The 25,356-nt window shown below is 38.1% G+C and carries 31 protein-coding genes and 1 pseudogene; 9 read left to right on the top strand and 23 right to left on the bottom strand.

Annotated elements, in window-relative coordinates; genetic code table 11:
* Nucleotides 1-366 precede the first annotated feature (366 nt).
* The 8 genes and pseudogenes from RTK36_RS16595 to RTK36_RS11795 form a co-directional block, all read right to left on the bottom strand.
* A pseudogene (locus RTK36_RS16595) lies at nucleotides 367-1,546 on the bottom strand (DNA cytosine methyltransferase); the annotation flags it as partial.
* Nucleotides 1,547-1,589: 43 nt separating this feature from the next.
* Nucleotides 1,590-2,492, bottom strand: coding sequence for a conjugal transfer protein TrbL family protein (locus tag RTK36_RS11765; RefSeq protein ID WP_312047444.1), 903 nt, complete (start codon nucleotides 2,490-2,492; stop codon nucleotides 1,590-1,592).
* A gap of 83 nt (nucleotides 2,493-2,575) precedes the next feature.
* Nucleotides 2,576-2,878 (bottom strand): DUF6809 family protein, encoded by a 303-nt coding sequence (locus RTK36_RS11770; protein WP_312047445.1) that lies wholly within the window; start codon nucleotides 2,876-2,878, stop codon nucleotides 2,576-2,578.
* Nucleotides 2,879-3,001: 123 nt separating this feature from the next.
* The gene (locus tag RTK36_RS11775; RefSeq protein WP_312047446.1) at nucleotides 3,002-3,295 is read right to left on the bottom strand and encodes a 4-oxalocrotonate tautomerase; all 294 of its coding nucleotides are present in this window, start codon (nucleotides 3,293-3,295) and stop codon (nucleotides 3,002-3,004) included.
* 337 nt (nucleotides 3,296-3,632) lie between these two features.
* Complete coding sequence (locus RTK36_RS11780) at nucleotides 3,633-4,067, bottom strand: hypothetical protein (RefSeq protein WP_312047447.1); 435 nt, start codon at nucleotides 4,065-4,067, stop codon at nucleotides 3,633-3,635.
* A 141-nt stretch (nucleotides 4,068-4,208) separates the two neighbouring features.
* Nucleotides 4,209-6,182: a M56 family metallopeptidase gene (locus RTK36_RS11785; protein WP_312047448.1), complete on the bottom strand. Its 1,974-nt coding sequence runs from the start codon at nucleotides 6,180-6,182 to the stop codon at nucleotides 4,209-4,211.
* Between the two features lie 2 nt (nucleotides 6,183-6,184).
* Nucleotides 6,185-6,556 (bottom strand): BlaI/MecI/CopY family transcriptional regulator, encoded by a 372-nt coding sequence (locus RTK36_RS11790; RefSeq protein ID WP_312047449.1) that lies wholly within the window; start codon nucleotides 6,554-6,556, stop codon nucleotides 6,185-6,187.
* A gap of 277 nt (nucleotides 6,557-6,833) precedes the next feature.
* Nucleotides 6,834-7,766, bottom strand: coding sequence for a helix-turn-helix transcriptional regulator (locus RTK36_RS11795; RefSeq protein ID WP_312047450.1), 933 nt, complete (start codon nucleotides 7,764-7,766; stop codon nucleotides 6,834-6,836).
* 107 nt (nucleotides 7,767-7,873) lie between these two features.
* Here RTK36_RS11795 and RTK36_RS11800 point away from each other — a divergent pair, with 107 nt between their 5' ends.
* The 6 genes from RTK36_RS11800 (at nucleotide 7,874) to RTK36_RS11825 (ending at nucleotide 12,903) form a co-directional block, all read left to right on the top strand.
* Entirely contained in the window at nucleotides 7,874-8,512 is a 639-nt protein-coding gene (locus tag RTK36_RS11800) for a DJ-1/PfpI family protein (RefSeq protein ID WP_312047451.1), read from the top strand.
* Nucleotides 8,513-8,685: 173 nt separating this feature from the next.
* On the top strand, nucleotides 8,686-9,006 hold the full coding sequence (locus RTK36_RS11805; protein ID WP_312047452.1) for a PadR family transcriptional regulator: 321 nt from the start codon (nucleotides 8,686-8,688) through the stop codon (nucleotides 9,004-9,006).
* On the top strand, nucleotides 9,003-10,190 hold the full coding sequence (locus RTK36_RS11810) for a DUF2812 domain-containing protein (protein WP_312047453.1): 1,188 nt from the start codon (nucleotides 9,003-9,005) through the stop codon (nucleotides 10,188-10,190). Before RTK36_RS11805 ends, RTK36_RS11810 begins: the two co-directional genes overlap by 4 nt.
* Before the next feature lie 221 nt (nucleotides 10,191-10,411).
* Nucleotides 10,412-10,774 (top strand): BlaI/MecI/CopY family transcriptional regulator, encoded by a 363-nt coding sequence (locus RTK36_RS11815; protein ID WP_312047454.1) that lies wholly within the window; start codon nucleotides 10,412-10,414, stop codon nucleotides 10,772-10,774.
* Nucleotides 10,775-10,809: 35 nt separating this feature from the next.
* On the top strand, nucleotides 10,810-12,309 hold the full coding sequence (locus tag RTK36_RS11820; RefSeq protein WP_312047473.1) for a M56 family metallopeptidase: 1,500 nt from the start codon (nucleotides 10,810-10,812) through the stop codon (nucleotides 12,307-12,309).
* A 39-nt stretch (nucleotides 12,310-12,348) separates the two neighbouring features.
* Nucleotides 12,349-12,903 carry a hypothetical protein gene (locus RTK36_RS11825; protein ID WP_312047455.1) on the top strand — a complete coding sequence of 185 codons (555 nt, stop codon included), beginning with the start codon at nucleotides 12,349-12,351 and terminating at the stop codon, nucleotides 12,901-12,903.
* A gap of 287 nt (nucleotides 12,904-13,190) precedes the next feature.
* Here RTK36_RS11825 and RTK36_RS11830 read toward each other — a convergent pair whose 3' ends face one another.
* The 8 genes from RTK36_RS11830 to RTK36_RS11865 form a co-directional block, all read right to left on the bottom strand.
* Nucleotides 13,191-14,000 carry a hypothetical protein gene (locus tag RTK36_RS11830; protein WP_312047456.1) on the bottom strand — a complete coding sequence of 270 codons (810 nt, stop codon included), beginning with the start codon at nucleotides 13,998-14,000 and terminating at the stop codon, nucleotides 13,191-13,193.
* Nucleotides 13,993-14,217: a helix-turn-helix domain-containing protein gene (locus RTK36_RS11835; protein ID WP_312047457.1), complete on the bottom strand. Its 225-nt coding sequence runs from the start codon at nucleotides 14,215-14,217 to the stop codon at nucleotides 13,993-13,995. The genes RTK36_RS11830 and RTK36_RS11835 overlap by 8 nt, the downstream gene beginning before the upstream one ends.
* A 12-nt stretch (nucleotides 14,218-14,229) precedes the next feature.
* Nucleotides 14,230-15,198, bottom strand: coding sequence for a hypothetical protein (locus RTK36_RS11840; RefSeq protein ID WP_312047458.1), 969 nt, complete (start codon nucleotides 15,196-15,198; stop codon nucleotides 14,230-14,232).
* A 361-nt stretch (nucleotides 15,199-15,559) separates the two neighbouring features.
* The gene (gene hcp, locus RTK36_RS11845; protein ID WP_312047459.1) at nucleotides 15,560-17,191 is read right to left on the bottom strand and encodes a hydroxylamine reductase; all 1,632 of its coding nucleotides are present in this window, start codon (nucleotides 17,189-17,191) and stop codon (nucleotides 15,560-15,562) included.
* 19 nt (nucleotides 17,192-17,210) lie between these two features.
* Nucleotides 17,211-17,375, bottom strand: coding sequence for a rubredoxin (rd, locus tag RTK36_RS11850; protein WP_084727828.1), 165 nt, complete (start codon nucleotides 17,373-17,375; stop codon nucleotides 17,211-17,213).
* Between the two features lie 39 nt (nucleotides 17,376-17,414).
* Nucleotides 17,415-17,729, bottom strand: a complete 315-nt coding sequence (locus RTK36_RS11855; RefSeq protein WP_154263246.1) for a cupin domain-containing protein — start codon at nucleotides 17,727-17,729, stop codon at nucleotides 17,415-17,417.
* Nucleotides 17,730-17,866: 137 nt separating this feature from the next.
* The gene (locus RTK36_RS11860; protein WP_312047460.1) at nucleotides 17,867-18,580 is read right to left on the bottom strand and encodes a permease; all 714 of its coding nucleotides are present in this window, start codon (nucleotides 18,578-18,580) and stop codon (nucleotides 17,867-17,869) included.
* The gene (locus RTK36_RS11865) at nucleotides 18,577-19,059 is read right to left on the bottom strand and encodes a permease (protein WP_312047461.1); all 483 of its coding nucleotides are present in this window, start codon (nucleotides 19,057-19,059) and stop codon (nucleotides 18,577-18,579) included. The genes RTK36_RS11860 and RTK36_RS11865 overlap by 4 nt, the downstream gene beginning before the upstream one ends.
* 113 nt (nucleotides 19,060-19,172) lie before the next feature.
* On the opposite strand from RTK36_RS11865, the gene RTK36_RS11870 reads away from it, so the two are divergent.
* A complete protein-coding gene (locus RTK36_RS11870; RefSeq protein ID WP_312047462.1) occupies nucleotides 19,173-19,814 on the top strand; it encodes a Crp/Fnr family transcriptional regulator in 642 nt (213 codons plus the stop codon).
* 184 nt (nucleotides 19,815-19,998) lie between these two features.
* On the opposite strand, the gene RTK36_RS11875 is transcribed toward RTK36_RS11870, so the two are convergent.
* From RTK36_RS11875 to RTK36_RS11905, 7 genes are read right to left on the bottom strand one after another with little or no spacing between them, the layout of a single operon-like run.
* Nucleotides 19,999-20,541 carry a flavodoxin family protein gene (locus RTK36_RS11875; protein WP_312047463.1) on the bottom strand — a complete coding sequence of 181 codons (543 nt, stop codon included), beginning with the start codon at nucleotides 20,539-20,541 and terminating at the stop codon, nucleotides 19,999-20,001.
* Between the two features lie 15 nt (nucleotides 20,542-20,556).
* Nucleotides 20,557-21,531 carry an alpha/beta hydrolase gene (locus RTK36_RS11880; protein WP_312047464.1) on the bottom strand — a complete coding sequence of 325 codons (975 nt, stop codon included), beginning with the start codon at nucleotides 21,529-21,531 and terminating at the stop codon, nucleotides 20,557-20,559.
* A 15-nt stretch (nucleotides 21,532-21,546) separates the two neighbouring features.
* Nucleotides 21,547-21,960: a cupin domain-containing protein gene (locus RTK36_RS11885; protein WP_312047465.1), complete on the bottom strand. Its 414-nt coding sequence runs from the start codon at nucleotides 21,958-21,960 to the stop codon at nucleotides 21,547-21,549.
* Complete coding sequence (locus tag RTK36_RS11890; RefSeq protein ID WP_283675593.1) at nucleotides 21,953-22,276, bottom strand: carboxymuconolactone decarboxylase family protein; 324 nt, start codon at nucleotides 22,274-22,276, stop codon at nucleotides 21,953-21,955. The genes RTK36_RS11885 and RTK36_RS11890 overlap by 8 nt, the downstream gene beginning before the upstream one ends.
* Nucleotides 22,277-22,278: 2 nt before the next feature.
* Nucleotides 22,279-22,491 carry a cyclophilin-like fold protein gene (locus RTK36_RS11895; RefSeq protein ID WP_312047466.1) on the bottom strand — a complete coding sequence of 71 codons (213 nt, stop codon included), beginning with the start codon at nucleotides 22,489-22,491 and terminating at the stop codon, nucleotides 22,279-22,281.
* 12 nt (nucleotides 22,492-22,503) lie between these two features.
* Complete coding sequence (locus tag RTK36_RS11900) at nucleotides 22,504-22,815, bottom strand: hypothetical protein (RefSeq protein ID WP_312047467.1); 312 nt, start codon at nucleotides 22,813-22,815, stop codon at nucleotides 22,504-22,506.
* Entirely contained in the window at nucleotides 22,812-23,327 is a 516-nt protein-coding gene (locus RTK36_RS11905) for a flavodoxin (protein ID WP_312047468.1), read from the bottom strand. Before RTK36_RS11905 ends, RTK36_RS11900 begins: the two co-directional genes overlap by 4 nt.
* A gap of 115 nt (nucleotides 23,328-23,442) precedes the next feature.
* On the opposite strand from RTK36_RS11905, the gene RTK36_RS11910 reads away from it, so the two are divergent.
* Both RTK36_RS11910 and RTK36_RS11915 read left to right on the top strand, forming a co-directional pair.
* A complete protein-coding gene (locus tag RTK36_RS11910; RefSeq protein ID WP_312047469.1) occupies nucleotides 23,443-24,330 on the top strand; it encodes a LysR family transcriptional regulator in 888 nt (295 codons plus the stop codon).
* Between the two features lie 311 nt (nucleotides 24,331-24,641).
* Nucleotides 24,642-25,356, top strand: a 715-nt coding sequence (locus RTK36_RS11915) for a helix-turn-helix domain-containing protein (RefSeq protein WP_312047470.1), incomplete at its 3' end; no start/stop codon positions are given.

The following is a 25,356-nucleotide window of genomic DNA, read 5'->3' on the forward strand; positions in this document are numbered from 1 at the left end:
ATCTACAATACATTTGTCTTGATTTACATAGATAGAATTCACTCCTTTGTAATCATGATGACACAAGGCTCCCACTACATCTTGATATGGCTCAAATTTATAAATAGCATGAACATCTGATGTTGTAAGGGTATAACTGATGTCTTTCTGCACCCCTTGACCGTTGCCACCGTTATAATCTTGGCGGTTAATCGTATTGCTGGCAATGCAATAGCTTTCCTGTACTATAGCAATTCCACCTTGCTTTTTACTTGGATCTGGGTTTGTAGTATCAAGGGTTCTTGATTTATCTGTTTTCCGACAGCCTGATATTGGGTTACCAGATTTCATTGAATTACTGTCTTTACTATCTAAACTATATGCAATAGGTGTTGAAACAAGAGGAACATTATTGCCACCTGTTCCATAGACTGCTGCCACTGTCGGAGCAACTTTCAGTGGCCCGTTGTATCTACAATCCTTACCGTGATTATCAAACAGTACAGGCTGATTGTTTCCGCTTGTTCCGGCGGCTGATGTAATCGTCGGGCAAAGATTTTCACAAATTTTCGAACCACCTTGCTGACTTCCCATAACAATAGGAAGATTTCCACCCATGCTTGCTCTTAATGTAGATGTTATATTTTCGGTAATATCCATACGGTTTCCGCCTTGGTCATTTAAACAAATCATTGGTTCCGTAACAAAGGTTTGCATCTGCATATTTTGTGCTGCCATCAACGCACCCGAAAGATTTTCAAGGTCAATTCCTTCATTCCTTTGATTAATGTGATAAGATTTCATGTCGTTCATACTTGATAGACTGCTATTATCTGCCTGTGCAATTCCGGCTTGTATTTCCAATGCTGTTTTCAATTGTTTAGGCAACTCCTTACCCCTGGATTTTGCTCGTCTAAGTATTCCCAAGCAAGCGGTCTTGCTCAAATAGTATTTTGGGAGCGGTGTGTCCTCCAAAATCTGCGACAAGAAAGATTCTTTTGCGTCTTTGGGCGACACCCCAGTATTGAGCATCGAGAACTCTCCAAGCAAGGGAGAATTCTCCTCCCAAAATGCACCCAGCAGGTTTCCATACCCCTCCCGCAGGTCGAGGTATAGATACAGTGTCATCTGCAATTCGGACGGTCTCTTCAAGAACCGCTTTGAAATCCTCTCCGTTCTGAGAAGAGAAGGCTCCGGGGACATTTTCCCAAACGAAGAATCGAGGTCGAATAAGGTCATTTGCTTTTCCGTTTTTTCCATTGTCACACCTCATTTCTTTTGTTATTCTAATCTGCTCCATAAAGAGTCCGGAACGTTCACCCTCAAGTCCCGCTCTTTTTCCTGCTACAGATAAATCCTGACAAGGTGAGCCTCCACAAATAATATCCACAACAGGCAGTTTACTCCCATCAAGCTTTTTAATGTCACCAACATGAAGCATTTTGGGAAAACGTATTTTAGTTACTTGGATAGGAAAACTTTCGATTTCACTGGCCCACAGAGGAACAATTCCATTGTGAACTGCGGCAAGGGGAAATCCGCCAATCCCATCAAAAAGGCTTCCCATTGTAAACATTCAAATCATCTCCATTCTATAAGCACTTTCCTTTCTACTTCGCTACCCCTTGAACAATGGTTCTAGTTGTATTTACTGCGGCTTGAGCTGTATAGACGGCACTCATTACATTTGCCTTTGTTGAGGTATCCAAACCAAATGCCCCCGCAATTCTTGGAACTTCACCTGCAGATAACATAAGTCCCAACCCAAGTAATGCATGGTCTTTTAATACCATCAGTCCGGCTGTAAGTATGGTTGCTTGCAAAAAAGCTGTTAAGCAAAGTCCTATAATTTGTTTGCACCAACCTATAAATCCGTCCAAATATCCACGGGGAACCGAAAACATATATAAGCTTCCAACGGCTATCTGAATGAGCAAAATACCACCACGCTTGAGATTGGCAAAAAATACTTTTATTACCGCATATCCCATAAGAATAATCGTGAACAAACCCATAATAGGTGAAGTAACGTCTGACATACCGCCAAAAACATGAAATCTGCCAACAGCATCGAGGGTTCCTGCGTTGTTTAATTCAGTTATAATACTGTTAGCCAAATTACTGATTCCATTTGCATGACCTGTAATTCCTGTAGTAAGGCTTCCTTGTAAATTTACCGATAGCTTATACAATTCTATGGGGGCAACGGTAAAAAGGCTGACCGCCATAAATCCTTTGATGGCATTTATCCCTGCATCCCTAAGGTTTCCTCGTCCGTTCTGATATTCAATACCGGTTTCAAAGCAGGACACCACAAGCCCTGTAGCATAAAGAGTCCACGCAAGATAAGAAAAAAACAGCACAATGCTTTGAACCCAATTCATCTCAAATAATTCCACGCCCATATTGCCCATCAGAGCAAAAAAATCACCCAAAAAGCCTACAAGATGTCCATAAAACCAATCAATGATTTGATCCATCACATCACTGAGCAAAAAATCCCATATAAACAAAAGCTGTAACCTCCTTTCCATCCAAATAAAAAAGCATACCGTTTTTACGATATGCTTCAGGTTGCATAAAAAATGACGGAGTGCTAATTTTTTAATAATTCCAGCTCTCCGTCATCTTCATTCATTATTTCCAATATCAGTTTTGCTCCCATACGAAAGCCTTGCGTAAATCGTTCCTCTGCATTGATAAAACTGAGTTTTCCTTGTGCCGTTACAAAATCTTGTAACTTTTCTTTTTCTTCTGCATCTAGCTGACTGCTAAATTTTTCTTCAATCTCAGCTAACTCATTCATGCATTTTTGATACTCACTTCCCTGTACTACTTCCTTTGCTATGGGGCATAAATTTCCGTTATACAACTCACTAAGTAATTTTTCTTTCTGCATTTTTCTCACCTCCTTCAGCACAACACAATAGCACAAAAAATTTATTTATGCTATTACGGAAACCAACAAATTTAAAACCAAAAGCAAGGATGTTCCCTGCTTTTGATGCTGTTCTATTGATTTTTAAGCCTTTGCTTCATCTAAAGCTTTTATTATAAGATCAGTAATAAATGCCTTTTGGGTTAAATGAGGGTTTTTATCAAGGTGGCTTTTAATCCTTACAAAAAGCTCCTCTGATATTTGCAAGGCAAGTGTCCTCGTTTGTGGCATATTTTTTCCCTCCTTCATTTGATAGTTTTCAATAATCAGCTTTTCTACATATTGGTTTAAGGTAAGTCCGCTTTCTTCTTGGCTTGCTCTTACTTTATTGTGCAATACAATAGGAATTTTCGCACATAAACTTTTGGTTTCTTGCATAGCTTTTTCCTCCTACTTTATAATTTTGCAAGCAAAGCATACTCCAAAATCTAAGTGAAAGCTATATCAAATACCAACAAGAAACGAATTAGAAGCATAATCGCTTTGACACAGAAAGAATGTGATAAAATAACCTTGACTTCACTTCTTATAACTCTTAGTGAAGCCCCCCTTATTGATTACATCTTCTTAAATCATTCGTTAAGGATAATACAAAGCAAAAAGGGTAATACGCCAGTCATAGCATATTACCCTTTTTCAACAGACAATTATATTATGTAGTCTCTATTTTATACTAAAATAATTATTTACAATTTTCAGTGTCATTAAGTTTAATTTAGTTTGCAACTCTCCATGGTTCCCCTATATAATCAATCACAATCCAAACATCGGGAACAGCACCCATATTGCTGTTCCTATCAGTATCTACATGAAGCCAAGTGTATCCATCAGCTCTTTTTGTTTCACCATTTGACCATACAATATCGCCTGTATATAATCTACCAATGACTGGTGCACTTAACCCATAAGGTCTGCGTGCCGCAACACCATCTCCATTGATGTACCACCCATCAGGTTGTTGAATAGATCTTTCAGAAAAATCTGCTGGAACGGGATAATCATCTGGTAATGGAATTAAACCGGGAATCACTTCACCATCAGAAGTAATCCTAGGTTCTGTTGAATACCCAGCCTTGTCATTGGCAAAAACTCCTGCTGAAAATGAGAATATGAATGTACAAGTTAATAAAAACATCATTATTTTTTTCATATGTTGTTCTCCTTTCGCTAACAAGCTTATAAAGTATAAAATAGAGTTAAAACTAATTGAACATTATGGTCCCTAACTGATTTACTTCTTTTACATAACTTCTGAACACATCTAAAATGCACACAATACCTGTAACAAGATTTACTGATTACTATATACTACACCTTTTAATGTCTTATCCGGATAAAGTAAAGAAACGATATAGTAAGATTCATTTTCCATGTCAACTTTAACATCCACCGTTCTCTTTTCTTGATTATTTTCTATAGTATTCATGTAATAGGCATTTTTTATCCTGTTTTGCTCTTTTTCTATCTTTCCAACAATAGACCTTGCATGTTCTATCCAGCTTAAATCATTGGTATACGCATCTATATCCGTGTCACTCATTATCGTTGACTGGTGTGTAGGACTTGAACGACTTATTTCTACCTCCGTTAAAGAATTGATCCATACAGCATAATTCCAATCGTCAGTTGTACTGCTACTAATTTTGTTGGGAGAAAAACGAACAAACCACCCATCAGGCTGTATTGCACTTTCTTGATTAAAGGTTGCATCTACGCGAAAGTCAGTGGCAGAGACATCAAATAATTTTTCAATATATTCTTTTGCCAGAGTAACTGCTTCCGATTGATTTATATCATATTCTTTTGGTATAGCCCCTTGTGGTTCTTCATTACGCAGTGATAGTGCATAATTTATTTTTAATCTCCAGTCTATCAACTGAAGTAGTTCTTCATCGGTCAATGCTCTTTCCGGATAGTAATAAAATTCGTTCTCTATATCAAAATAAAAATCAAAGTCGCCTTTTGAAAGAGGCAGTATCTCCTTCGGCCTTATACCATCATATATATATTGCTCTTTCAAAATATCCAGCCGGTTTTTCTCTGTGTTTGTCAACACTCTTGTGCCTACATCAATGCTGTTTTTTGAATGATCCACATAATTATATATAGTAAGTAAATCTTCCTCTGTCATCATTTCGGAAAAATAGTCACTGACCGCCTTTGCACCATTCATAGCATACTTGTCGTTCGTATTTAATTGTGTACTCAAGCTCTCTGTTCTGTTATTTTGCTGAACACCTTTTAAAGATATGATATCCGCCTTAACGGATTGTAGTGTAAAAAAGTTAGAACACACTACCAGCGACAAAATGGCACACACTGTTATGTGACTATATTTATATTTCTTATCATTCATAATAACTTTCAATCTCCTTTTCAAAATATTTTTATTTTTGCTGTGCCTTAGTAAGTTCATAGAAAACAGATAATTTTCTTTACTCGCTTGAACTTGATTCAACAGTACATATCCGTACTTTCGTTTACTCTCCTTATCCATACCTTTTGTCAATATTTCATCACAAGAATATTCACACGCTTCATTGATGTTGCTCATAGCCAAAAAGGAAATCGGATTAAACCAGTGAATGATATGGATGATCAAAACAATAAATTTATAGGCCATGTCACACCTTTTGTAATGTGTCAACTCATGTTTCAATATTAGTGCCAAATCAGCAGCTTTAAACTCTTTTACAGGTAAAATAATTGTCGGTTTCAAGATACCCGTTATCATTGGTGAACCAATCAATAAGCTTTCTTTCAAAATGATAGGCCTTGAAACTTTCATATCAAAGCAGACTTCCTGTAAGCACCGTTGGTAGACTTTGTTTGTTACAATTGTTGTTTTTGTGTTTATTTTTTTATAAAAAATCAGAAAAGATACACTATAGTACATAGAAAAAACAAAAACCCCTATAAAATAAATTGCACATAACATTTTTCCTAACGTCATACCGTGTAAAGCTTGTTTTGATGCCCCCCCTACTTGCTGTGCAAATTCACTACTCCACACAAATGTTGTATGCATAAAATTTTCAGTAAGCATTGTTGTATTCGCATTTACAGCTTGTTCTGTGTTGTTAAAAAGGAGGGATATATATTGTAAAATATCCACCTTGTAAGGAAAACAAAATGAAATCAATACCAATATCCAAATATAATAATACCAACTCCCTCCATATTTAAGAATCAGCGTTGTTTTAAATCGAGTTAGAATAAGCGTTCCAATACTACCCAGCACCGTTAGTGACAGTAACGTGTTCAATTTTATTCCACATCCTCCCTTTTATCTAGGATTTCCCTCAATTCATCAAAATCCTCTTGACTGAGTTCATCAGCTGAATATAAGGCAGCAAAGAAATTTTTAAACGATCCTTGATAAAACTCATCAAGAAAATTTTTGGAGCACATTCTTCTGTATTCATCTTCCGAAACAATATAACTATATAGACTGACTCTTCCTTCTTTCGCAACTTTTAAAAAGCCTTTATCAATAAGTCGTGAAATCAAAGTCAATACAGTTGTAACCTTCCATTGATTATTAGGAATCAATGATATAATTTCTTTATTCGTTAATGGGTTTTTGTGTCCCCAAACCACTTGCATTACTTCCATTTCAGATTCTGACATCTTACGCATATAAATCACTCCACTTGTTCTACGTCTTGTAGTTTTACTTTATTCTACATCATGTAGAATTTAATGTCAATACTAAATCTAACATATTTTATCCTTACATATTTATTATTGCCATTGTATAAAAACAATAAGTCAGTGTTATTTTGACACAATGACTCTCTTTCTACCTACCTATTTACATAAATGTCCGATAATTATAAAAATCATCCAGAGTATCCTTTCAAAATGGCATGGCTTATGTACCTTACTCTCTTTTTTTTCATGAACTTTCCATAATTTAGTTTTCATACAAGGTAACTAAATCATATATTCTACGTTTCATTTCTGTGCGAATATGTAGTGGCTCTAAACACTCACATTTTTTTCCGAAACTAAGAAGAATATCAAAATAGTAATCGTTCTCTATAAAAGGGAAATCAACAATGTAATACTCATCGCCATCTGGTACAAATTCTTCATAAACACAATAATCAAGCACCCGATCCATCACAGATTTATGAATGCGAATTTTAATTTTTGTCTGCCTTTTTTCCAAAATATCCTCAAATTCTAAAATCGGTTTTTGATACTCTCGTGGTATAAAAAATTCCTCTTTTATTTGTAGCTTTGATATGCGGGATAGTTTGAATAAGCGATAATCACTCTTCTTACGGCAGTAGCCCTGAAAATACCAATGACTATTTTTTAATACAAGCTGATATGGCTCGACGACCCGTTCCGTCTTAGTTCCATGGTGAGCTAAGTATTGGAACGAAACCAAGTGGCTTTCCTGTAAGGCTGTTTTGATAATTTCCAAATACGGCTGCATATTTCTATTTCCTGTCCACGGGCTTAAATCGATACAAATTTGATTTACTTTTAATTCTATGTTTTTTGCTTGATCAGCAGGAATAAAGCTCTTGACTTTTGCAAGGACGTTTACCAATTCATCCCCCCTTACCATGTTTGAGAGGCTGGAAAGCCCCATTAAGAGAGCCGAAAGATCCGCTGTGGAAAAAACCTTTTTATCCATTTTATAGTCTGGCATAATTTCAAAACCCCCACCCACTCCCGATATGGAGCGGACAGGAATACCTGCCATATTAATGGTATCTATATCACGGTAAATTGTGCGAGGTGAAACTTCAAACATTTCCGCTAATTCCTGTGCACCTATCCGTTCTTTTTCGAAAAGTATCATAATCATACTAACAATTCTGTCTATTTTCATTGAATCACCATTCCCCCTTTTGGATTGTTGCCACACTGCTGTCAATAATCAAATGATACAATAATAAAGTAAACAAAACAATATTACACATCCTTGGGAGGAAATTTATGATTACAATCTATGTTTATATCCTTGATACTTTAGCTGACTGGGAATTGGGATATGTTACTTCAGAGCTGAATTCTCGCCGTTTTTTTAAAAAAGATGCACCCCATATATCTCTTAAAACAGTTAGTTGCTCTAAGGAGCCAATCCGTACAATGGGCGGACTGACGATTGTGCCTGATTGCTTGATTAATGATATGGTTGTGAACGAAACAAATGTATTGCTATTGCCGGGTGCAAATACTTGGAGCGACGCAAAGCATAGAGCTATTATCGAAAAATCAAGCGATTTTCTTTCTGCTGGTGCCCTGGTGGGTGCAATCTGTGGTGCCACTGCTGCACTTGCCAATGTTGGGGTTTTGAATAGCCGTCCACATACCAGTAATGGCGTGGGATTTCTTGAAATAGTTTCTCCTGATTATAAAGGGCAAAGTTTTTATATAGATAAGCCCTCTGTAGCCGATAACAACCTTATTACTGCCAGTTCAACAGGAGGCTTACTGTGGGCAAAGCAAATCATTAAACAGTTAGACGTATTTCAATCGAACACAGTGGAAGCCTGGTATAATTATTTGAGTACCGGTGAGCCTGAATATTTTTTTGCCCTTATGCAGACTTTGCCATCTAACAATGAAAATTGATACAGCCTTGTCTTAAACCGAACAGTTATTAAATCCGTATGAAATTAAGGACAGCCTTGCTAATATTGCAAGCTGTCCTTAATTTCATACGGTAATCTCCATTGACAATATCAACCCTCGATGATACACTTACAATATATATTATCAACCCTCGATAGTCAGGAGGATAAGACATGGGAAATAAACGTATAGAAGTTGTCAGTGAAAGTATGTTCTACACGCTTATGGCATTTTTGTATGGCGATCATAGTGGTGCTGAAATTGCAAGTATGGTAGAAAAATTAACAAAAGGCCGTGTGCGATTGGGTCCAGCGACACTTTATACCATCTTAGGCCGCTTTGAAGAAGAACAGATTCTAACAGAAACTCGCACTGATGGACGTAAGCGCATCTACCGCATCACCGATAAAGGAATTCAAATATATCATGATGAGCGTAAACGATTGGCACAGTGCCTTGCAGATAGTGCTGCTTGGGAGGTGGAAACTAAATGAAATTCTGTTATAAACGACCGTCCTTTGATTTTTATGATACCGTTGCCATGGAGTGTTGGCTTTCGGATATGGCAAAAAGAGGCTTGCTTTACTCAGGCAACAATTTTGCATTTTTTCGGTTTTTGAAGGCTGAGCCACAGAATATCTACTATCGTGTAGAACCCACAACAAACGATGAAATAGAGCTTTCTGCTGAAATACTGTCTGCTTACAACGATGCCGGATGGGAGTTCGTCGCACATCAAGGAAATCAATTCTTTATTTGGAAGTCCATACGACCTAACGCAACAGAACTGCACACCGACCCCATCGTGCAAAGCGAAAGCTATCACAGGCTGTGCAAAAAATTAACACGCTCTGCAGTCTCCACAGGACTTTGCGTTATTATCATCTTTGCAATGATACTTTACGGATTTCTTGTTTCTGATAGACCTGTAACACTGTTTTTGACAAATCCGGTCTACATTTTCTTAGGAATATTCGAACTGTTTATCGTTGTTCAGGCAGTACAACAGGCAAGAAATACCTTGAGGATAAAGAAAATGCTTGCAGATGGATTTTCCCTCAGCCACAAAAAAGACTACCACAAAGAATATCGTGTCTATCGCATTATGAATGTGCTGTCACTGCTGTTCTCAATCGCAATTTTGGTTACAGCTCTTTTAACCCTGACAACTGACTGGAGAAAAAGTACCGTAGATGTGACAGAACCTTTGCCATATCTCTCACTGGATATGATTGAACAAAGCAAAGAGTTTGATTGGGCACAGCCAGCATTCATGTTTGACTCGAATATTGATTACAATAACTATGTGGACTACTCATGGACACCCTTGATACCTGAGCATTATGAAATTCATCAAGAAGGAGCAGACCAGTCACACAAATGGCCTGATGGCAGTGGTTATTATTCTCCAAGTGCAAATACAGAATATTATTGTTTGGCATTTTCTGTATTCGCACCGGCACTGTTTGACGAATTGATGAAATTGCATTTATGGAAGAATGAGGAATACACAATCTACGAGCCTGATGTCTTTGACCGTACTGTAATTGCACAAGACGAGTATATGACACATCTATTTGTTCAGTGTGGCAAGCAGGTAGTTTATATTCGCTATCATGGATATGCTAATTTAGGTGAAAGACTTGAATTGCTTGCCAATGTGCTATCCTCTCAATGAGCTCAAAAGAGGCACTACACTTTTTATAAGTGTAGTGCCTCTGCTCGTTATAAGCCCAATGTACTCCAGTCAATCCTTGCATAAAGCTGGTGAGCAAATTTTAATTTTCACATTTCAAGTTCCTTTCAGGCTCTTTACAAAATGATGGATTCCTTATTGACTCTCCTGTCTAACGGTGCTAGACTATATTTGTCTAACGGCATACGACAGGAGGTTGCACTATGGAGAAATATAGATTGGGCGAGATGGAGCAGCGTTTTGCCGATTTGATTTGGGCAAACGAACCTCTCACCTCTCGCACCTTAACTGAGCTTTGCGAAAACGAATTTGTTTGGAAACGCACAACCACCTATACCATGCTTAAGCGCCTGTGCGAGCGTGGTATTTTTCAGAATAATGGAGGTACAGTGACCTCACTCATGTCTAAGCACGAATTTGGAGCGGCGCAGGGTGAGCAATTATTAAGTGATGCATTTGGCGGCTCACTGCCACAATTTCTAGTGGCATTTACCCGCCGCAACAAGCTCACTTCAAAGGAGATCAGCGAAATACAACGGCTGATTGATGAACATAAGGAGGGGTAGGAATGCTTGAAAATTTATTTTTAGAGACACTCAACATGAGCTTCACAGGCAGCATCGTCATCCTTTTTGTATTGATGGTACGACTATTACTCAAAAAAGCACCCAAAATATTCTCCTATGTCCTCTGGTCGGTGGTACTGTTTCGGCTTATCTCTCCCTTTTCCTTTGAGAGCATGTTCAGCTTACTACCAACCAAAGCAAATCCAATACCACAGAATATTGTCTCTATGCAAACACCCCGGATTAATACAGGGCTTGCCATCATTAACAATACTGTTAATGATATTTTTCCGTCAGCTACTCCAGTCGCAAGCGTGAACCCTTTGCAGATTTGGGTGCTTATTGGCAGTATAATTTGGATAATCGGCATTGTTTTTCTGCTCAGCTATAGCTTTGTAACCCTGCTGCAATTAAAAAAACGGCTGAAACCCGCCACACCCTTTCGGGATAATATCTTTCTATCTGATAAAATCGATACCGCCTTTGTCCTTGGCGCTTTGCATCCGAAGATTTATCTGCCTAACCACTTGACTGATGGACAGCGTGAGCATATCCTGCTTCATGAACAGACACATATCGAACGATTTGACCATCTGGTAAAACTGCTAAGCTTTTTTGCCCTCTGTTTTCACTGGTTTAATCCCCTTGTATGGATTGCCTTTTTTGTCAGCGGAAAGGATATGGAGATGTCCTGCGATGAATCTGTCATAAAAAGACTTGGAAGCAACATCAAAAAGGACTATTCAACCTCACTACTAACCCTTACCACCGGCAAACGCATGGTAGGTGGTGCACCGCTCGCTTTCGGTGAGGGTGATACCAAGGGACGCATTAAAAATGTGCTAAGCTATAGAAAACCTGCATTTTGGGTGATTTTAGTAGCGGCGGTAGCTGTAATATGCGTCATTGTAGGGTTAATCTCGAACCCAAAGGATGAGGATATCGTTTTTGCAGGTGTCCATGCTGTGATTCTTGAAATAGACAAGAATGCCCAAACCATGACTGTCGAGGGTATTGATGAGAATAGTGTGATAGGCGACAGGTGTATCATAACATGGGAAAAGGATGCACTGATTACCCTTGCCACAAGCAGTAAGCCAACGCAGCTTTCCATAGATGATTTTTCAGTTGGAGATTCTGTCGTGTTGTTTATAGGTGAGGTTCAAGAATCTTACCCCACAAGAGCAACGGCCAACAGCATTCAACTGCAGCCAAATGGAATGAGCGGGCTTAATGATTTGCACCCTATGATAATGATCAATGGAGCTTTGTATTTGGACACAGGAAAGGAAAGCCCAATGGGAGCTGCCACTCAAGTTGACGGCACCATCAAGAGCAATGTTTCTCCAAACAAAAAACCAGCAGAGCATGAGCAATCAAACTTTGGATTTGTTGGTAGTGAGTATGTGATTGGTGCTGGTTTTGTCCAAGTGAACATAGATGGAAAGTGGATTATCTTTGAACTAGAGAAACAGGACACTCCAACCGCCGATTACGCCATTGCAAGGCTTGATAAAAACGGTGTGCTTTCTTGAGGTACAGCGACAAATTTACAGCTTGCACAAGATATCTTAATGAATGCCTTAGTAAAATCAGAGGCGTGGGAGGGCGTAGACGTTGCTACACTAAAGGAATACTTTCTTATTCGCCAGACCTTCCCTGAAACGGATGAGGTGCATGACTATTATGTCTATCGTCTGCCCGATGGTACTGCGGTGTTGCAGACAGGCATAAAGGGACGGTATAGCGTTCTTTCTGAGGAGCTATACGAATCACTTGTAAAATACGTAACTTATCCTAATACAGATGACAATGCTCAAATAGACAAGAACACAAATTACAGCCAAAGCCTTAGTGCCGAAGAACTTGTACGAACAGAAGAGATTGTCCGAAATTATTTTACCGTTGAAGCCCCATATTATGAGGGTGTCGTGTCTATTGAGCTTATGCCCGATGATTCTGAAATGTATCAAAATACAGGTATTGAGGGAGAATATGAGGCGGGCAACATCATCATTTATAAGGTGCTCACCGGTAAAGATAAAAAGGACCATAACCCCGAACGCACTGCCAGTGTTGCAAGAATTTCAAGAGATTCCGCTTGGGAATTGATAGATCAAGGATATTGATTTTTTCTCTACTTAAATTTCCTCTAAGAACAGGTTGAGCCGCTACATCATAGGAGTGTAGCGGCTCTTAGTTTTTCCTATATCCTCAAAATCGTCCAGAGTATCCTTGCAAAAGGATGGTGGCAAACATTTTTCTCACTCCCAGAGAATTGTGGTATACTCTTTTATAAATATCTTGTCATTACCTTTTTGAAAAACCATAATGTTTCATCACTTTTTGAAAACAACATTCGTTCTATTTTGATTTCTCCATTAAAGGCTTCTTTTGTACTTTCTGCAATAATATATTATGTGCCAGATTCGGTCTTAAGCTCACTTGGGACATTATCGGGATTATATTCTGCTTTCTTAACAACATTACTATCTTTGTCCATTTGCAGTATGTTAACCTTAATGGTGGGATTCATAGTTGCAATAGATACTTCAATCGTCGAGCTATAAGATTTGCTTTTACCATTTTCATTCACAATAACTTTATCTTCAAGCTTTTGTGAATAGACGCCACCCTCACCGTTGTCACCTGTTGCAGCAAAGCCTTGCCCTGACACAAGATAAACCCTTCCATCCTCACTTTGATAGACAGGGTTAATATATATTGCGTCAGACATAGCACCTGAAGAGATATATAATGTTCCAGAAAGCTCAAGCCCGTCTTCGTTATCACCACTTTTTACATGGAATTTTGTATCTGTAAAGCAATCTCCACCGGCAGAAATATATGTCATATCCTCTAAACGGGGATCGACTACAGTAGGAGCAAACATACCAATCCCGAGGAGCTCTTCAAAAACAAACTGCGTATTGGTATACTTTTCACCCTCCGATGATGTACTCACCCCATCCTTTTGGGTAGCATACATTCGGCCCTCGTATTTTTTTGTTTCACCTTCAATCTTTATTTCTCCTCCGGAGAAGTTTAAATTGTCATTAATGTAACCCTCAAAGTCGAATAAATCAACATGATCATAGGAAACATACACCCCAATAAGCTTATCCATGCTTATATTTGCTACCCCGTCCTCACGAGCAAGCTGACAGCCAGATAGTGTAAATATTATTAATAAAGCAGTTATAATCGCAAATAGTTTTCTACTCATCTTCGACCTCCAAATTACCATCGAATTTTAATATGTCACCCACATCGCATTTAAGATGCCAACAAATTTTGTTGATTGTTGAAAAGCGAACCCCTTTCGCTTTTCCGCTGCGAAGTATTGATAAGTTAGCCTCGGTAATACCTACAAGAGCACACAGCTCCTTGCTTGTCATGCCACGATCTTTCAATATATCCTCAAGGTGAACAAGTATTGCCATACAACCACCCCTTTATATGATACTGTCATTATCTTCTTTTAGTGTTTTATTTTCCGTAATCATTCGGGAAAAGATAAGTGCTCCTAAAACAAAGATAATAGAAAAGAGGGGTATTTGTATGAGGCTATCTATACTCCGTAAATTATTCATAAATAAAAGCTGTAATAGATTAAAGGCTGTATTTGAGCAAACTGTAATGATAAGCCCAATTTTGCAAATACTTGAAAGGCTTTCTGATACTATTGCAGCTACTTCTGAATAGGGGTCAACAAAAAACTCATGTGCAAGCTTTATTCCTTTAAAAATAACAAGAATGCTAATGGCTGATGGTATACTGTTTAAAACAAATTTAATTACTACAAAAAAATAAGTAGGCATAAGGCCACTTTCGTTTCCGGTGTTAGCAACTTTTATGGACTCTATCTGTGTTACAACATCGTTTAACCCACTACCGAATATTGATATTGTGATAAGCATTGCCGTCATCGACAAAAGTAAAATCATAAATCTATACAGTGCTGTTGTTTGGGTTTCAAAGAAAACTTTTATTGCTTTGAGCACCAAATATGTGACAATTAGTGAATAAACCGTTCCACAAAGTAAGGATTTCGCTATGGTGCTGCCCATGCCTAATGCACCTTGCATAGGAATGAGTCCGGGATTAACCATCATGTATAGTACATAAAACAAAAGAAATGAGAGTAAAATCAGAATATAGTCTTCAACTTTCATGCTTTTTCTCTTAGTTTTTTGCAGGAGCACCAAAAGTGGAGTAATGCTTAAAATAGCATAAAACACTATTGCAAAGATGTTCTGTATGCCGCCTTTTAGCGATAGCACTCTCAATAATATCCCGATTTGCTCAAAAGGGAAACAAACAATGCTGCCAAATACTTCAGCAAATGAAAGCTTTAATATCACTACAATGGTAGATATTGCCGCAGTTATAAGCAGTACTACAGGCAAAGCTTTATTCTTCATTATAATCACCATTCCTCGTTAAACTATAATTATTGTTTTTTGATAATCTATATTTGCATCATACGTCACAAATTATCGTTTGTCAATAATTAGGCATTGAAATGATTCGATTATAATTAATGAAATGAATGAGCGCAACATCCGAAGCTGTCTTGAATCCACCACCCAATAAAATCTCGCTATTCATGAAATTGAGCCGTTGCATTTGACTTGATGCAACGGCTCTTGGCTCGCTATAGACCCAAAATCGTCCAGAGTATCCTTGCATATGGGTGGTGACAAATTTATTCCTAAATATAAAAAAGTAAAGATTCCGAATGTTAATCAGAATCTTTACTTTTATTTAAAATATCAAAACGAATTATTCGCCCATGAATAACTTAATATCATCATCAACTTGTCCGATACCTGCAATGCCAAACTTTTCAACAAGGACCTTTGCAACGTTCGGAGATAAAAATCCTGGTAAGGTAGGACCAAGATGAACATTCTTCACACCTAAATAAAGTAACGCAAGTAAGACAATTACCGCTTTTTGCTCATACCATGCGATGTTAAATGCAATCGGCAGATCGTTAACGTCCTCAAGTTCAAATATCTCTTTCAGCTTCAATGCGATTACTGCAAGAGAGTAGGAATCATTACATTGGCCAGCATCAAGAACTCTTGGAATACCACCAATATCTCCTAACTCAAGTTTATTGTAACGGTACTTGGCACATCCTGCAGTAAGGATAACCGTATCCTTAGGTAGTTTTTCTGCAAACTCAGTGTAATACTCACGAGATTTCATTCTGCCATCACAGCCTGCCATGACGAAAAACTTCTTAATTGCACCTGATTTTACTGCATCAACTACTTTGTCTGCAAGAGCAAACACTTGGTTGTGAGCAAAACCACCAACAATATTGCCTGATTCAATTTCTACAGGAGGCTTACACTGCTTTGCCATCGTAATAATTTCAGAAAAATCTTTTTTGCCATTTTCATCAGCTGTGATGTGAGGACATCCGGGATAGCCTGATGCACCGGAAGTAAAGATTCTTTTTCTGATTTCCTCGCTTCTTGGAGGTACGATACAGTTTGTAGTAAACAGAATTGGTCCATTGAAAGTTACAAATTCAGTAACTTGCTGCCACCATGAACCGCCGTAATTTCCCGCAAAATTGTCATACTTCTTGAAGAAAGGATAATAATGTGCAGGAAGCATTTCACTATGGGTATAAACATCAACGCCTGTACCTTTTGTTTGCTCCAGTAGTTGCTCTAAATCAGTGAGGTCATGACCTGAAATCAGTATTCCGGGATTGTTTCTTACACCAATATTAACACTAGTGATTTCAGGATTTCCATATTTAGAAGTATTGGCTTCATCTAACAGTGCCATGGCTTTAACACCAAACTCACCTGTCCTTAATGTTAAAGCTACGAGATCATCTGCCGACAATGAATCATCAAGGGTTGAAGCAAGTGCTTCATAGATAAATGCATTAATAGCAAGATCTTCTTTGCCGATATTAAGGGCATGATGTGTATATGCCGCCATACCTTTCAAACCATAGATAATCATTTCTCTAAGAGAACGGACATCTTCATTTTCGGTTGAAAGAACACCTACTTTTGATGCTTTGTCTAACATAGATGCTCTATCGCTTACTTCAAACTCCGCTGCATCACCAAGATTAACACCGGAAACCTGTTTTTTTAGCTCGTTTCTTAAGCCAATCATTTTATAGATTTGATTTTCAATTGCACCATCATCAAAATTAGCATTTGTAATGGTGATAAAAAGGCTTTTTAGGACTTGATGATTTACTTCGCTTATGGATTTAACATCCAGTTTGCCTTTTATAACAATTTCAGAAATCCCTTTTGTAACATAAATCAGTAAGTCTTGCAATTTTGCAACTTCTTCATTTTTGCCACATACGCCTCTTACCTCACAACCGGTACCTTTTGCAGTTTCTTGACATTGATAACAAAACATACTCATAATCGTTCCCTCCTTCAGATTATTCCTTAACGGGTTCGAATTCATCTTTACCCACAAAACAAATTGGACAAACCCAATCATCAGGGATATCTTCAAAAGCAGTTCCCGGGGCTATTCCACTATCTGGATCACCTGTTTGTGGGTCATAGATATATCCGCATGGGATACATATATATTTTACCATTCTGCGTTTCTCCTTTCAACATTTTTATACAATATTTTACTATTTTAGAGGTGCAGGTGCTTTTACAACTATTAACTCTAATATGTTATTAGATGAATTTTTTACATTCATCTTCGTATTAACAGGAATTTTTAAAAGAGTTCCTTTATCATATTGGTGAACCTCTTGGTCATTTAGCCCAATAGATAAAGTCCCTCTTACCACTGTCATGTAAACGTTCGAGTTCGAAAAATGTTCTGGGAGGCCTTCATCCTTATTAAAGACCATATGAATATAATGAATATTTTCATCCTGAATAACTCTTTCAACCGCTTTTTCATCTCCAGTTGACATTTTAAAAATTTGCTCAATCATTTTATACACCTCCATAAATTTGTGCCTACATATTAGATAGCATAACCAGATAATCCCATCAAATTTGTTATTTCGATTATATCTTTATAAAATTGGTTTGTATGTTGCATTTACAACAAAATCAAACTATTTAAATTTTATTCAATATAATCAATGGCTCTGACAGGGCAAGCCAATATTGTTTGACTAAGCCTTTCTTTGTCTATTTCAGCATCAAAAGATTTTATATATGCTTTTTTACCTTGCATACCAAAAATCTCAGAATATTTCTTAGTACACAATGTGCAGCCCATACATGATTCCCTGTTTAATGTAAGTCCACTTGTTTTTTCTTCTTTCTGTACTATATTCTCGTCCTTAACAATTTTTGCAGCAATCCACGAAAATACTACGATAGCAATTACAGTTAATACCCAACGGATTGCCATAAACTTCATGCCCAAAAATTTTGCTTCGTTTAAAAGCATGGGAACCTTTATTACCGCCCAGGAACTTAAAATAATAACTAAGTTTCGTACAGAAGCCTCCTTTTTGTGGAGCATGACACACATGGGAAATGCTGCATATATGGGTCCAGCAGATATGCTACCGAGAACAAACGACAATACGATACCTTTAATTTTGGATTCTTTTCCTAAGTACTTGGTGATTTTTTCTTTTGCAACCCATGTATCCAAAAGCGCCGTAAGAACAAATATCACCGGCATTATCATAAACATTTCTTTAATGTAATAAGCACTGTTTTTAATTGATGTAACACCCATACCTGGTTTAATTACAAATATCAAGGTATAGGCAACAGCTACCACTATTAAGAAAGCATTATCTTTTGCTTTTTTTAAGATTTTCATACAATCACCCCCATTACCATAGCGATAATTATGGCAAATAAAAAGCTTAACCCATTTCTGATAGCAGTAAATTTAAACCCAAATTCTCGCTTTTCAAGCGGGAATGTTACGACCCCTACCATGGTAAGTGTAGTTAAAAATGCTACGGAAGGAACAATACTAACCCCGGCATCAACCAGTGTGCCGACAAGGGGAAAAGCAATAAAGGCAGGAATCAGAGTTACTGTTCCAAATGCCGCTGAACCCACTGTTGCTATGAACAATGATTGACTTCCCACAAATTTGGCAATATTCTCTGGCGGTAATATTGTTAGAATTAAACCAATCAAAAAAATAATTGATAAGATGCTCCCCAACATACCCTTGCCCATACCAAATGCCATTTTAAGTGCTTTCAATGTCTTAACTTTATCCTTTTTTAAGGAAATCAAAAGGAATGCGATCGTTCCTATCCACATTGCTACTGTAAAAATATCCATGCAAATCCTCCATTTCTTTTTGTAATAATACAATTATAAAGTAGTTTATCATTCTCAAATAGACACCAATGTTTCTTTTTGATATAATGTTTTTAGATGGAGGAGTAATTCACATGAATATTGACTTTTTACGAAATATTTCATTATTTTCAGCTGTAAAGGAATCTGACTTAGAAAAACTATTGGCAGGTAATCATATTTATCAAAAACACTATATGAAAAGTGCAACCGTTCATAATGCAAATGAAACTTGCCGTACATTAGATATTGTATTGTCAGGAAGTTTGGTTGCGTATTCTTTATCCACGAACGGTTCAGCAACTACGATGTTTGAATTTAGTCAGGGAAGTGTGATAGGAGCAAATTTATTATTTGGTGAAAACCACAGTTATCCTCTTAATATCTATTGTCTTACAGATTGTGAAATTCTCCACATTGACACAAATGCTGTATTAGAACTCTTGCACGACTATAATTTTACATTGCCTTATATAAGGTCAATCTCCCAAAATTCGCAAGGAATAAATCAGAAGATAGCAATGTTTACTCAAAGAACACTTCGTGAAAATATTATGGATTATTTTAAACAGCAAACTATCATACAGAAATCTTCGGTAATTCTTCTTCCAATGAGTAAAAGACAACTGGCAGATTATTTTGGTGTACAAAGACCTTCTCTATTTAGAGAGCTTAAAAAATTGAAAGTGGAAGGTATTATTGAAATTAATAACCGTACAATCGCAATAAAAAAATGACATACCTTAGTTATGAAGCCTTACCAAAGTTAATCTTGATTATATCGAAAGTGTGGGCAACCTCGCCGCCATTGGCTGGGTCGCCCACTTTTTATTTCACCATCATAACCCAAGTATAGTCCAGAGTATCTGCAAAAGGATAGTAAAACAATGCTCCTACCATTATGATAAGAGCATTGTTTTATTATACTGTTTTTCCCATATTGTAAGTTTGCTTTAAAAGCTTGCTTTTGTTTTTCGCTTCTCCCGAAGCCTCTAAGCCGACACCGTGGATAATGTCCTTGAGCTTAACCTTTGGGAAGCAAGCTACCCATCCTTCGACCTCTTTAATCGTACCATCAAGTGCAGGTTTGTCAGTATCTGCGGCAGAGGCGATTAGGTAAGCCTCACGGAATTTGTAATCTGCAGAAAATAGGCAATTCATTCTGTCAATGAGAGTTTTCATCTGTCCACTCATTGCGTAGTAGTAAACAGGGGTGGCAAATACAACTACATCAGCGTTTTTCACTTTTTCTGCAATCTCGATTGCATCGTCCTGGATAATACATTTCCCTGTTTTTTGACAGGCAAGACAACCACGGCAAAAGTTTAGCTCCTTACCTACAAGGCTTACCTTTTCTACCTCGTTGCCGCTATCCTTTGCGCCTCGTGCAAATTCATCAGCCAAGATATCGCTGTTGCTGTTGGGTCTGATACTGGTGGATAACACCACTACTTTTTTACTCATTCTATGTTCTCCTTCTTATTTCAAATTTGCCTTCAAAAATGTGTCAATCGTATCAAAGGGAATAATGTCCATTTTGTCGTATAGGTCGGTATGCACCGCATTAGGAATGAGTAAAAGTTTCTTATTATTACCTTTGAGCTTTGCAAAAGCGTCCTTGCCAAAATAACAGGAGTGTGCCTGTTCACCGTGAACAATCATTACAGCACTTCGGATTTCATCGCTGTACTGCAAAATCGGCGTATTGAGAAGGGACAAAGGAGAGGTAATATTCCAGCCACCATTGGAGTTAAGGGAACGAGAATGATAGCCACGCCCTTTCTTATAGTAGTCAAAATAGTCTTTTAAGAATTGAGGGGCTTCCTCTGGAACAGCATCGGGAAGTCCTCCTGCGAGAGCATAGCTATCGTTTTTATAGTCTAGTGTACGCTGTGCGTTCATTGCCTTGCGTTTTTCATATCTCTGTTTCTCGCTGTCATCGGAATCAAAATACCCCTTTGCGGTGACACGAGTCATATCATACATTGTGGATGCAACAGTTGCTTTGATACGAGTATCGATCGCTGCGGCATTGATTGCCATACCACCCCAACCGCAGATGCCTATAATACCGATTTTGTCAGCATCTACATTCTCCTGTACCGAAATAAAATCCACAGCCGCAGAAAAGTCCTCAGTGTTAATGTCAGGGGAAGCAACATATCGAGGCTCACCACCGCTTTCTCCTGTGTAAGAGGGGTCAAAAGCTATGGTCAAATAACCCTTTTCTGCCATAGTCTGTGCGTACAGACCAGCGGATTGCTCCTTTACTGCACCGAAAGGTCCGCTCACTGCAAGAGCTGATAACTTGCCCACTGCATTTTTAGGTGTATACATATCAGCAGCAAGAGTAATGCCGTAACGGCTATGAAAGGTTACTTTCTTGTGATTAATCTTATCGCTTTTGGGAAATACCTTATCCCATTCAGTTGTTAAATTTAATTTCTGCTCCATGTGTTTTTCCTCCAATTATAATTTGTCATATTCTTCATCGGTTACTGCTTCGCACCACTCATTGGTGGTGTTTTCACCAGGGACCTCAATGGCAACATGGGCAAACCAACTGTCCTTGGATGCACCGTGCCAATGCTTGACCTCGGGTGGAATGATGACACTGTCACCTACTGTAAGCTTACGAGGTTCTTTGCCCCATTCCTGATACCAACCCTCACCGGAGGTGCAGAGAAGAACTTGTCCGCCGCCTTTAGTTGCGTGGTGGATATGCCAGTTGTTGCGGCATTTCGGTTCAAAAGTCACATTTAAAATGCCAATGCTCTCCATACAGATAGGGTTTAGGTAGCTTTTTCCGATAAAGTACTGTGCAAACGTCTCGTTTGGCTGTCCCAAGCCAAATAGTCCTGCTTTTTCAAAATCCTTAATCATTGCTATAAACCTCCTTCGCCATTCTCATTGCTGCCCAAGCATTGGGCCAGCCTGCGTAAAATGCGGCATGTGTTAAGATTTCCGCCATCTCTTCCTTGGTCACCCCATTGTTTTTTGCGTTCATAATGTGGTATTGCAGTGAGCTATCCAAAATTCCCTTAGACATAATTGCGATTACGGTGATAATACTTCTGTCACGAGGGGAGAGTTTATCTTCTCTCGACCAAACCTCTCCAAAGAGAACATCGTCATTTAGTTCTGCGAATTTGGGAGCAAAGTCCCCGAGGGCATCTCTGCCTGCTGTTTGCTTTTGCATAACTATGCCTCCTGTTTTTGTAGTGATAGGGTAATGGTTACATTTCCTGTACCCAAAGCTTCTTTTAATCTATCTGTATTATTGATTATCCCAAGCCTTGTAAAGCTCCAAGAATTGGTGTCATAATAAATGACTAACTGATTTCCTTGATATAGAATTACATCACCAAGTCTTGTAGTAATTTGTTCATCATTGGTAGGTAAGCTTTCTCCCAAAGAACCAACCTTTTAAAAGCCACCATAATCACTCATATTTATAGTAATATCACCTTTGGAAAGTAGTACCTTAAGTGCCTTGGCAGAGGAATTATCTACAAGTATTACAGAAAATATGTCTTCACCAATAATAAGACTAACTGTTTCTTCTTGTTCATATATCCCGCTACTACCTTCACTATCCTCGCTTTCCTCTTGTATGCTTGCTGAAATGCTGGCAATCGGAGTATTATATTCTTCTTGATGTATTTGTGTTTCATTTCCACAGGCTGTGGTGAACAGCAGGCAGAAGGCAACTAGTGATGTTAACAAGATGCTTTTCAACGTATCACCTCCAGCCATTTTTTAATTTCAATTTCTGCTCTGTCAATGCGACTACCGTGAATTGCCAGGCCTTGTGCCACCTTTGCGGTAGGGCACGTTTTTTGAATGTCATTTTTGCTGCTGCCAAAGCCACTGCCTTCGTGGGTACAAAAAGGGCGTATGGTTTTGCCTGTGAAATCAAAATGTTCCAAAAAGAAGGTAAAAACAGCCATAGGCATTGTTCCCCAGTAGTTTGGAAATCCAAGATAGATGACATCATATTCGGAAATGCTTTTTGGATAGGACACTAGCCTTGGACGTGCATTACCTTGCTGATCTCTCTGTGCTTCTGCAATACATTCGTTGTAATGCTTTGAATATGGCTCTTTCATTTCAATCTCGAAGATTTGGCTTTCTGTTAACCCTTTGATTATACCTGCTACTCTGCAGGTGTTACCGATTTCTAAATTTTTAAGAATACCTCCCACATAGTTTTCATCTTTGCGAGAGAAAAAGACGATTAAACTTGACATTCCTTTAAGCCTCCTTCACCTATATTTATATTATAGCAAGTAAAACATTGATTTTGAATTTCAAAATGGTTATAATAGTATTAACCTGTGGTTTATAGAAGAGGAGGTTTTGAATTTGTATAATCCATTACTTGATACTTTTATTGCTGTCGCTGACTGTGGTAGTTTTAATAAAGCGGCAGAAATGCTTTACATTTCACCTACCGCCGTGATGAAGCAGATGAACAGCTTGGAGGAGCATTTGAAATTAACTCTTATTAAGCGGGCGCAAATCGGGGTAACATTAACTGAAGTAGGTGAGCAAATTTACAAAGACGCAAAATTTATGGTAGACTATTCCCAAAAGTCTATATTATCGGCGAGAGCAATAGAAACCACCTCAGAAACAACCTTTTGCGTCGGAACATCACTGCTAAACCCTGCAAAACCGTTTATGGATATTTGGTATAAGGTCAATCAAAACTTTCCTGACTATAAGTTGCACCTAGTTCCTTTTGAGGATAATTGTGACGGAATATTATCGGAAATTGGAAAACTAGGCAAGAAGTTCGACTTTCTCATTGGTGTATGCGACTCCAAGGTTTGGCTTTCTCTCTGTAATTTCTTGCCCCTTGGTAGATATAAAAAAATGGTTGCCGTCAGGCGAGAACACCCTCTGGCAACCAAAGACAGATTAAAAATTTCGGATTTATATGGCTATACTTTGATGATGGTAAAGAAGGGTGATTCGGGTGTCAATGATTTTCTTCGCAACGATTTAGAAAAGTGTCACCCACAAATTAAGATAGAGGATACTCAGCCTTTCTATGACTTATCGGTTTTTAACCGCTGTGCTGAAACGGATAAGGTTTTACTGACCATCGAATGTTGGCAGGATGTTCATCCTGCACTTGTCACCATTCCTGTGAAGTGGGATTATAGTATTCCATACGGAATTTTGTATGCAAAGGATGCTCCTACGGATGTACTTAGCTTCATTGAGATCAGCAAACAATATACGTAATCATTTACACCAGTCACTTTTCAGTGGTTGGTGCTTGCTATATTCCCAAAATCGTCCAGTCAATGCTTGCATATAGACGGTGAACGGATTTTAATTTTCATAGCACCGAACCCCTCCCTGTTGTCTATATTTAATTAATTGAAACTTCCATTTTGCTATGGTAAACTTATTTTATATATTTACCGAGTAAAACTTTTTTGAAACGGTAGTGAGGAAAAATTTGCCCCGAAGGGGTGTATTTATATTTGCTTGATTCGCATTAGGCGGATAAACATAATGAAAACTTTACTTTGAAGATGAGGGGGAATAATTTGATTATAAAAGATAACAAGCAATTCAATATATTCCCCTCGCATGTGGGGCTGAGAAAATATATTCAATATTACAACGTCGTATTTCCATCGAATAATACATTTACCGCACAATATACGCTTATGCCTAACGCTTGCGGAACATTGTCGCTTGCTTTTGACGGAAACGCAGTCATTGCTGAACTGTGGGGAGCATCTTTAACCCCGGTATTGTTAGGAATGGAACCAAATAGTTATCATGTCCTATTGCTTGTACAACTTTCTCCCTATGGTTTGTATCAAATTACTCGTCAAAGCCAAGCGGAGTTTGCAGATAAACGACTGACGCTTGAGGATATTGACAATGAGCTGTTTTATTCGCTGCATCAGGCTTTTGTAGCATCAAAAACTGTATCCGATTTGGTGAATACTTGTGAGGAAATTTTATACCGACGCATGGAAAAGCATGTTGTTTCGGACTCTTTGGTGTTGGCAACCAAAGTGATTTCTGATAATTATGGACAAATACAAGTGAAAGAAGTTGCCAGACAATCCCATTATAGTGGGCGACAGCTAAACCGCTTGTTCCTTGTGCAAATTGGAATGAATGTTAAGGACTTTATACGCTTAACTCGCTTTAATTATGTATTAAAGCACATTCAAAAATCGCCTTGCTTTTTTGCGGCATTGTCGCAACAAGCTGGATATTTCGACCAAGCCCATTTTGATAAAGATT

Source organism: Anaerotignum sp. (assembly GCF_031981185.1).
Classification (GTDB): domain Bacteria; phylum Bacillota; class Clostridia; order Lachnospirales; family Anaerotignaceae; genus Chakrabartyella.

Bases quoted from the DNA above. Each gene is read 5' to 3' on its own strand.
- RTK36_RS11890 (WP_283675593.1), bottom strand. From the start codon at position 22,276: ATGCAAAAGCAAACAGCAGGCAGAGATGCCCTCGGGGACTTTGCTCCC.
- RTK36_RS11820 (WP_312047473.1), top strand. From the start codon at position 10,810: ATGAGCTTCACAGGCAGCATCGTCATCCTTTTTGTATTGATGGTACGA.
- RTK36_RS11825 (WP_312047455.1), top strand. From the start codon at position 12,349: ATGAATGCCTTAGTAAAATCAGAGGCGTGGGAGGGCGTAGACGTTGCT.
- RTK36_RS11870 (WP_312047462.1), top strand. From the start codon at position 19,173: ATGAATATTGACTTTTTACGAAATATTTCATTATTTTCAGCTGTAAAG.
- RTK36_RS11830 (WP_312047456.1), bottom strand. From the start codon at position 14,000: ATGAGTAGAAAACTATTTGCGATTATAACTGCTTTATTAATAATATTT.
- RTK36_RS11800 (WP_312047451.1), top strand. From the start codon at position 7,874: ATGATTACAATCTATGTTTATATCCTTGATACTTTAGCTGACTGGGAA.
- RTK36_RS11775 (WP_312047446.1), bottom strand. From the start codon at position 3,295: ATGCAAGAAACCAAAAGTTTATGTGCGAAAATTCCTATTGTATTGCAC.
- RTK36_RS11880 (WP_312047464.1), bottom strand. From the start codon at position 21,531: ATGGAGCAGAAATTAAATTTAACAACTGAATGGGATAAGGTATTTCCC.
- RTK36_RS11795 (WP_312047450.1), bottom strand. From the start codon at position 7,766: ATGAAAATAGACAGAATTGTTAGTATGATTATGATACTTTTCGAAAAA.
- RTK36_RS11855 (WP_154263246.1), bottom strand. From the start codon at position 17,729: ATGATTGAGCAAATTTTTAAAATGTCAACTGGAGATGAAAAAGCGGTT.
- RTK36_RS11875 (WP_312047463.1), bottom strand. From the start codon at position 20,541: ATGAGTAAAAAAGTAGTGGTGTTATCCACCAGTATCAGACCCAACAGC.
- RTK36_RS11770 (WP_312047445.1), bottom strand. From the start codon at position 2,878: ATGCAGAAAGAAAAATTACTTAGTGAGTTGTATAACGGAAATTTATGC.
- RTK36_RS11790 (WP_312047449.1), bottom strand. From the start codon at position 6,556: ATGCGTAAGATGTCAGAATCTGAAATGGAAGTAATGCAAGTGGTTTGG.
- RTK36_RS11885 (WP_312047465.1), bottom strand. From the start codon at position 21,960: ATGATTAAGGATTTTGAAAAAGCAGGACTATTTGGCTTGGGACAGCCA.
- RTK36_RS11815 (WP_312047454.1), top strand. From the start codon at position 10,412: ATGGAGAAATATAGATTGGGCGAGATGGAGCAGCGTTTTGCCGATTTG.
- RTK36_RS11805 (WP_312047452.1), top strand. From the start codon at position 8,686: ATGGGAAATAAACGTATAGAAGTTGTCAGTGAAAGTATGTTCTACACG.
- hcp (WP_312047459.1), bottom strand. From the start codon at position 17,191: ATGAGTATGTTTTGTTATCAATGTCAAGAAACTGCAAAAGGTACCGGT.
- RTK36_RS11860 (WP_312047460.1), bottom strand. From the start codon at position 18,580: ATGAAAATCTTAAAAAAAGCAAAAGATAATGCTTTCTTAATAGTGGTA.
- RTK36_RS11905 (WP_312047468.1), bottom strand. From the start codon at position 23,327: ATGTCAAGTTTAATCGTCTTTTTCTCTCGCAAAGATGAAAACTATGTG.
- RTK36_RS11865 (WP_312047461.1), bottom strand. From the start codon at position 19,059: ATGGATATTTTTACAGTAGCAATGTGGATAGGAACGATCGCATTCCTT.
- RTK36_RS11835 (WP_312047457.1), bottom strand. From the start codon at position 14,217: ATGGCAATACTTGTTCACCTTGAGGATATATTGAAAGATCGTGGCATG.
- rd (WP_084727828.1), bottom strand. From the start codon at position 17,375: ATGGTAAAATATATATGTATCCCATGCGGATATATCTATGACCCACAA.
- RTK36_RS11840 (WP_312047458.1), bottom strand. From the start codon at position 15,198: ATGAAGAATAAAGCTTTGCCTGTAGTACTGCTTATAACTGCGGCAATA.
- RTK36_RS11780 (WP_312047447.1), bottom strand. From the start codon at position 4,067: ATGAAAAAAATAATGATGTTTTTATTAACTTGTACATTCATATTCTCA.
- RTK36_RS11810 (WP_312047453.1), top strand. From the start codon at position 9,003: ATGAAATTCTGTTATAAACGACCGTCCTTTGATTTTTATGATACCGTT.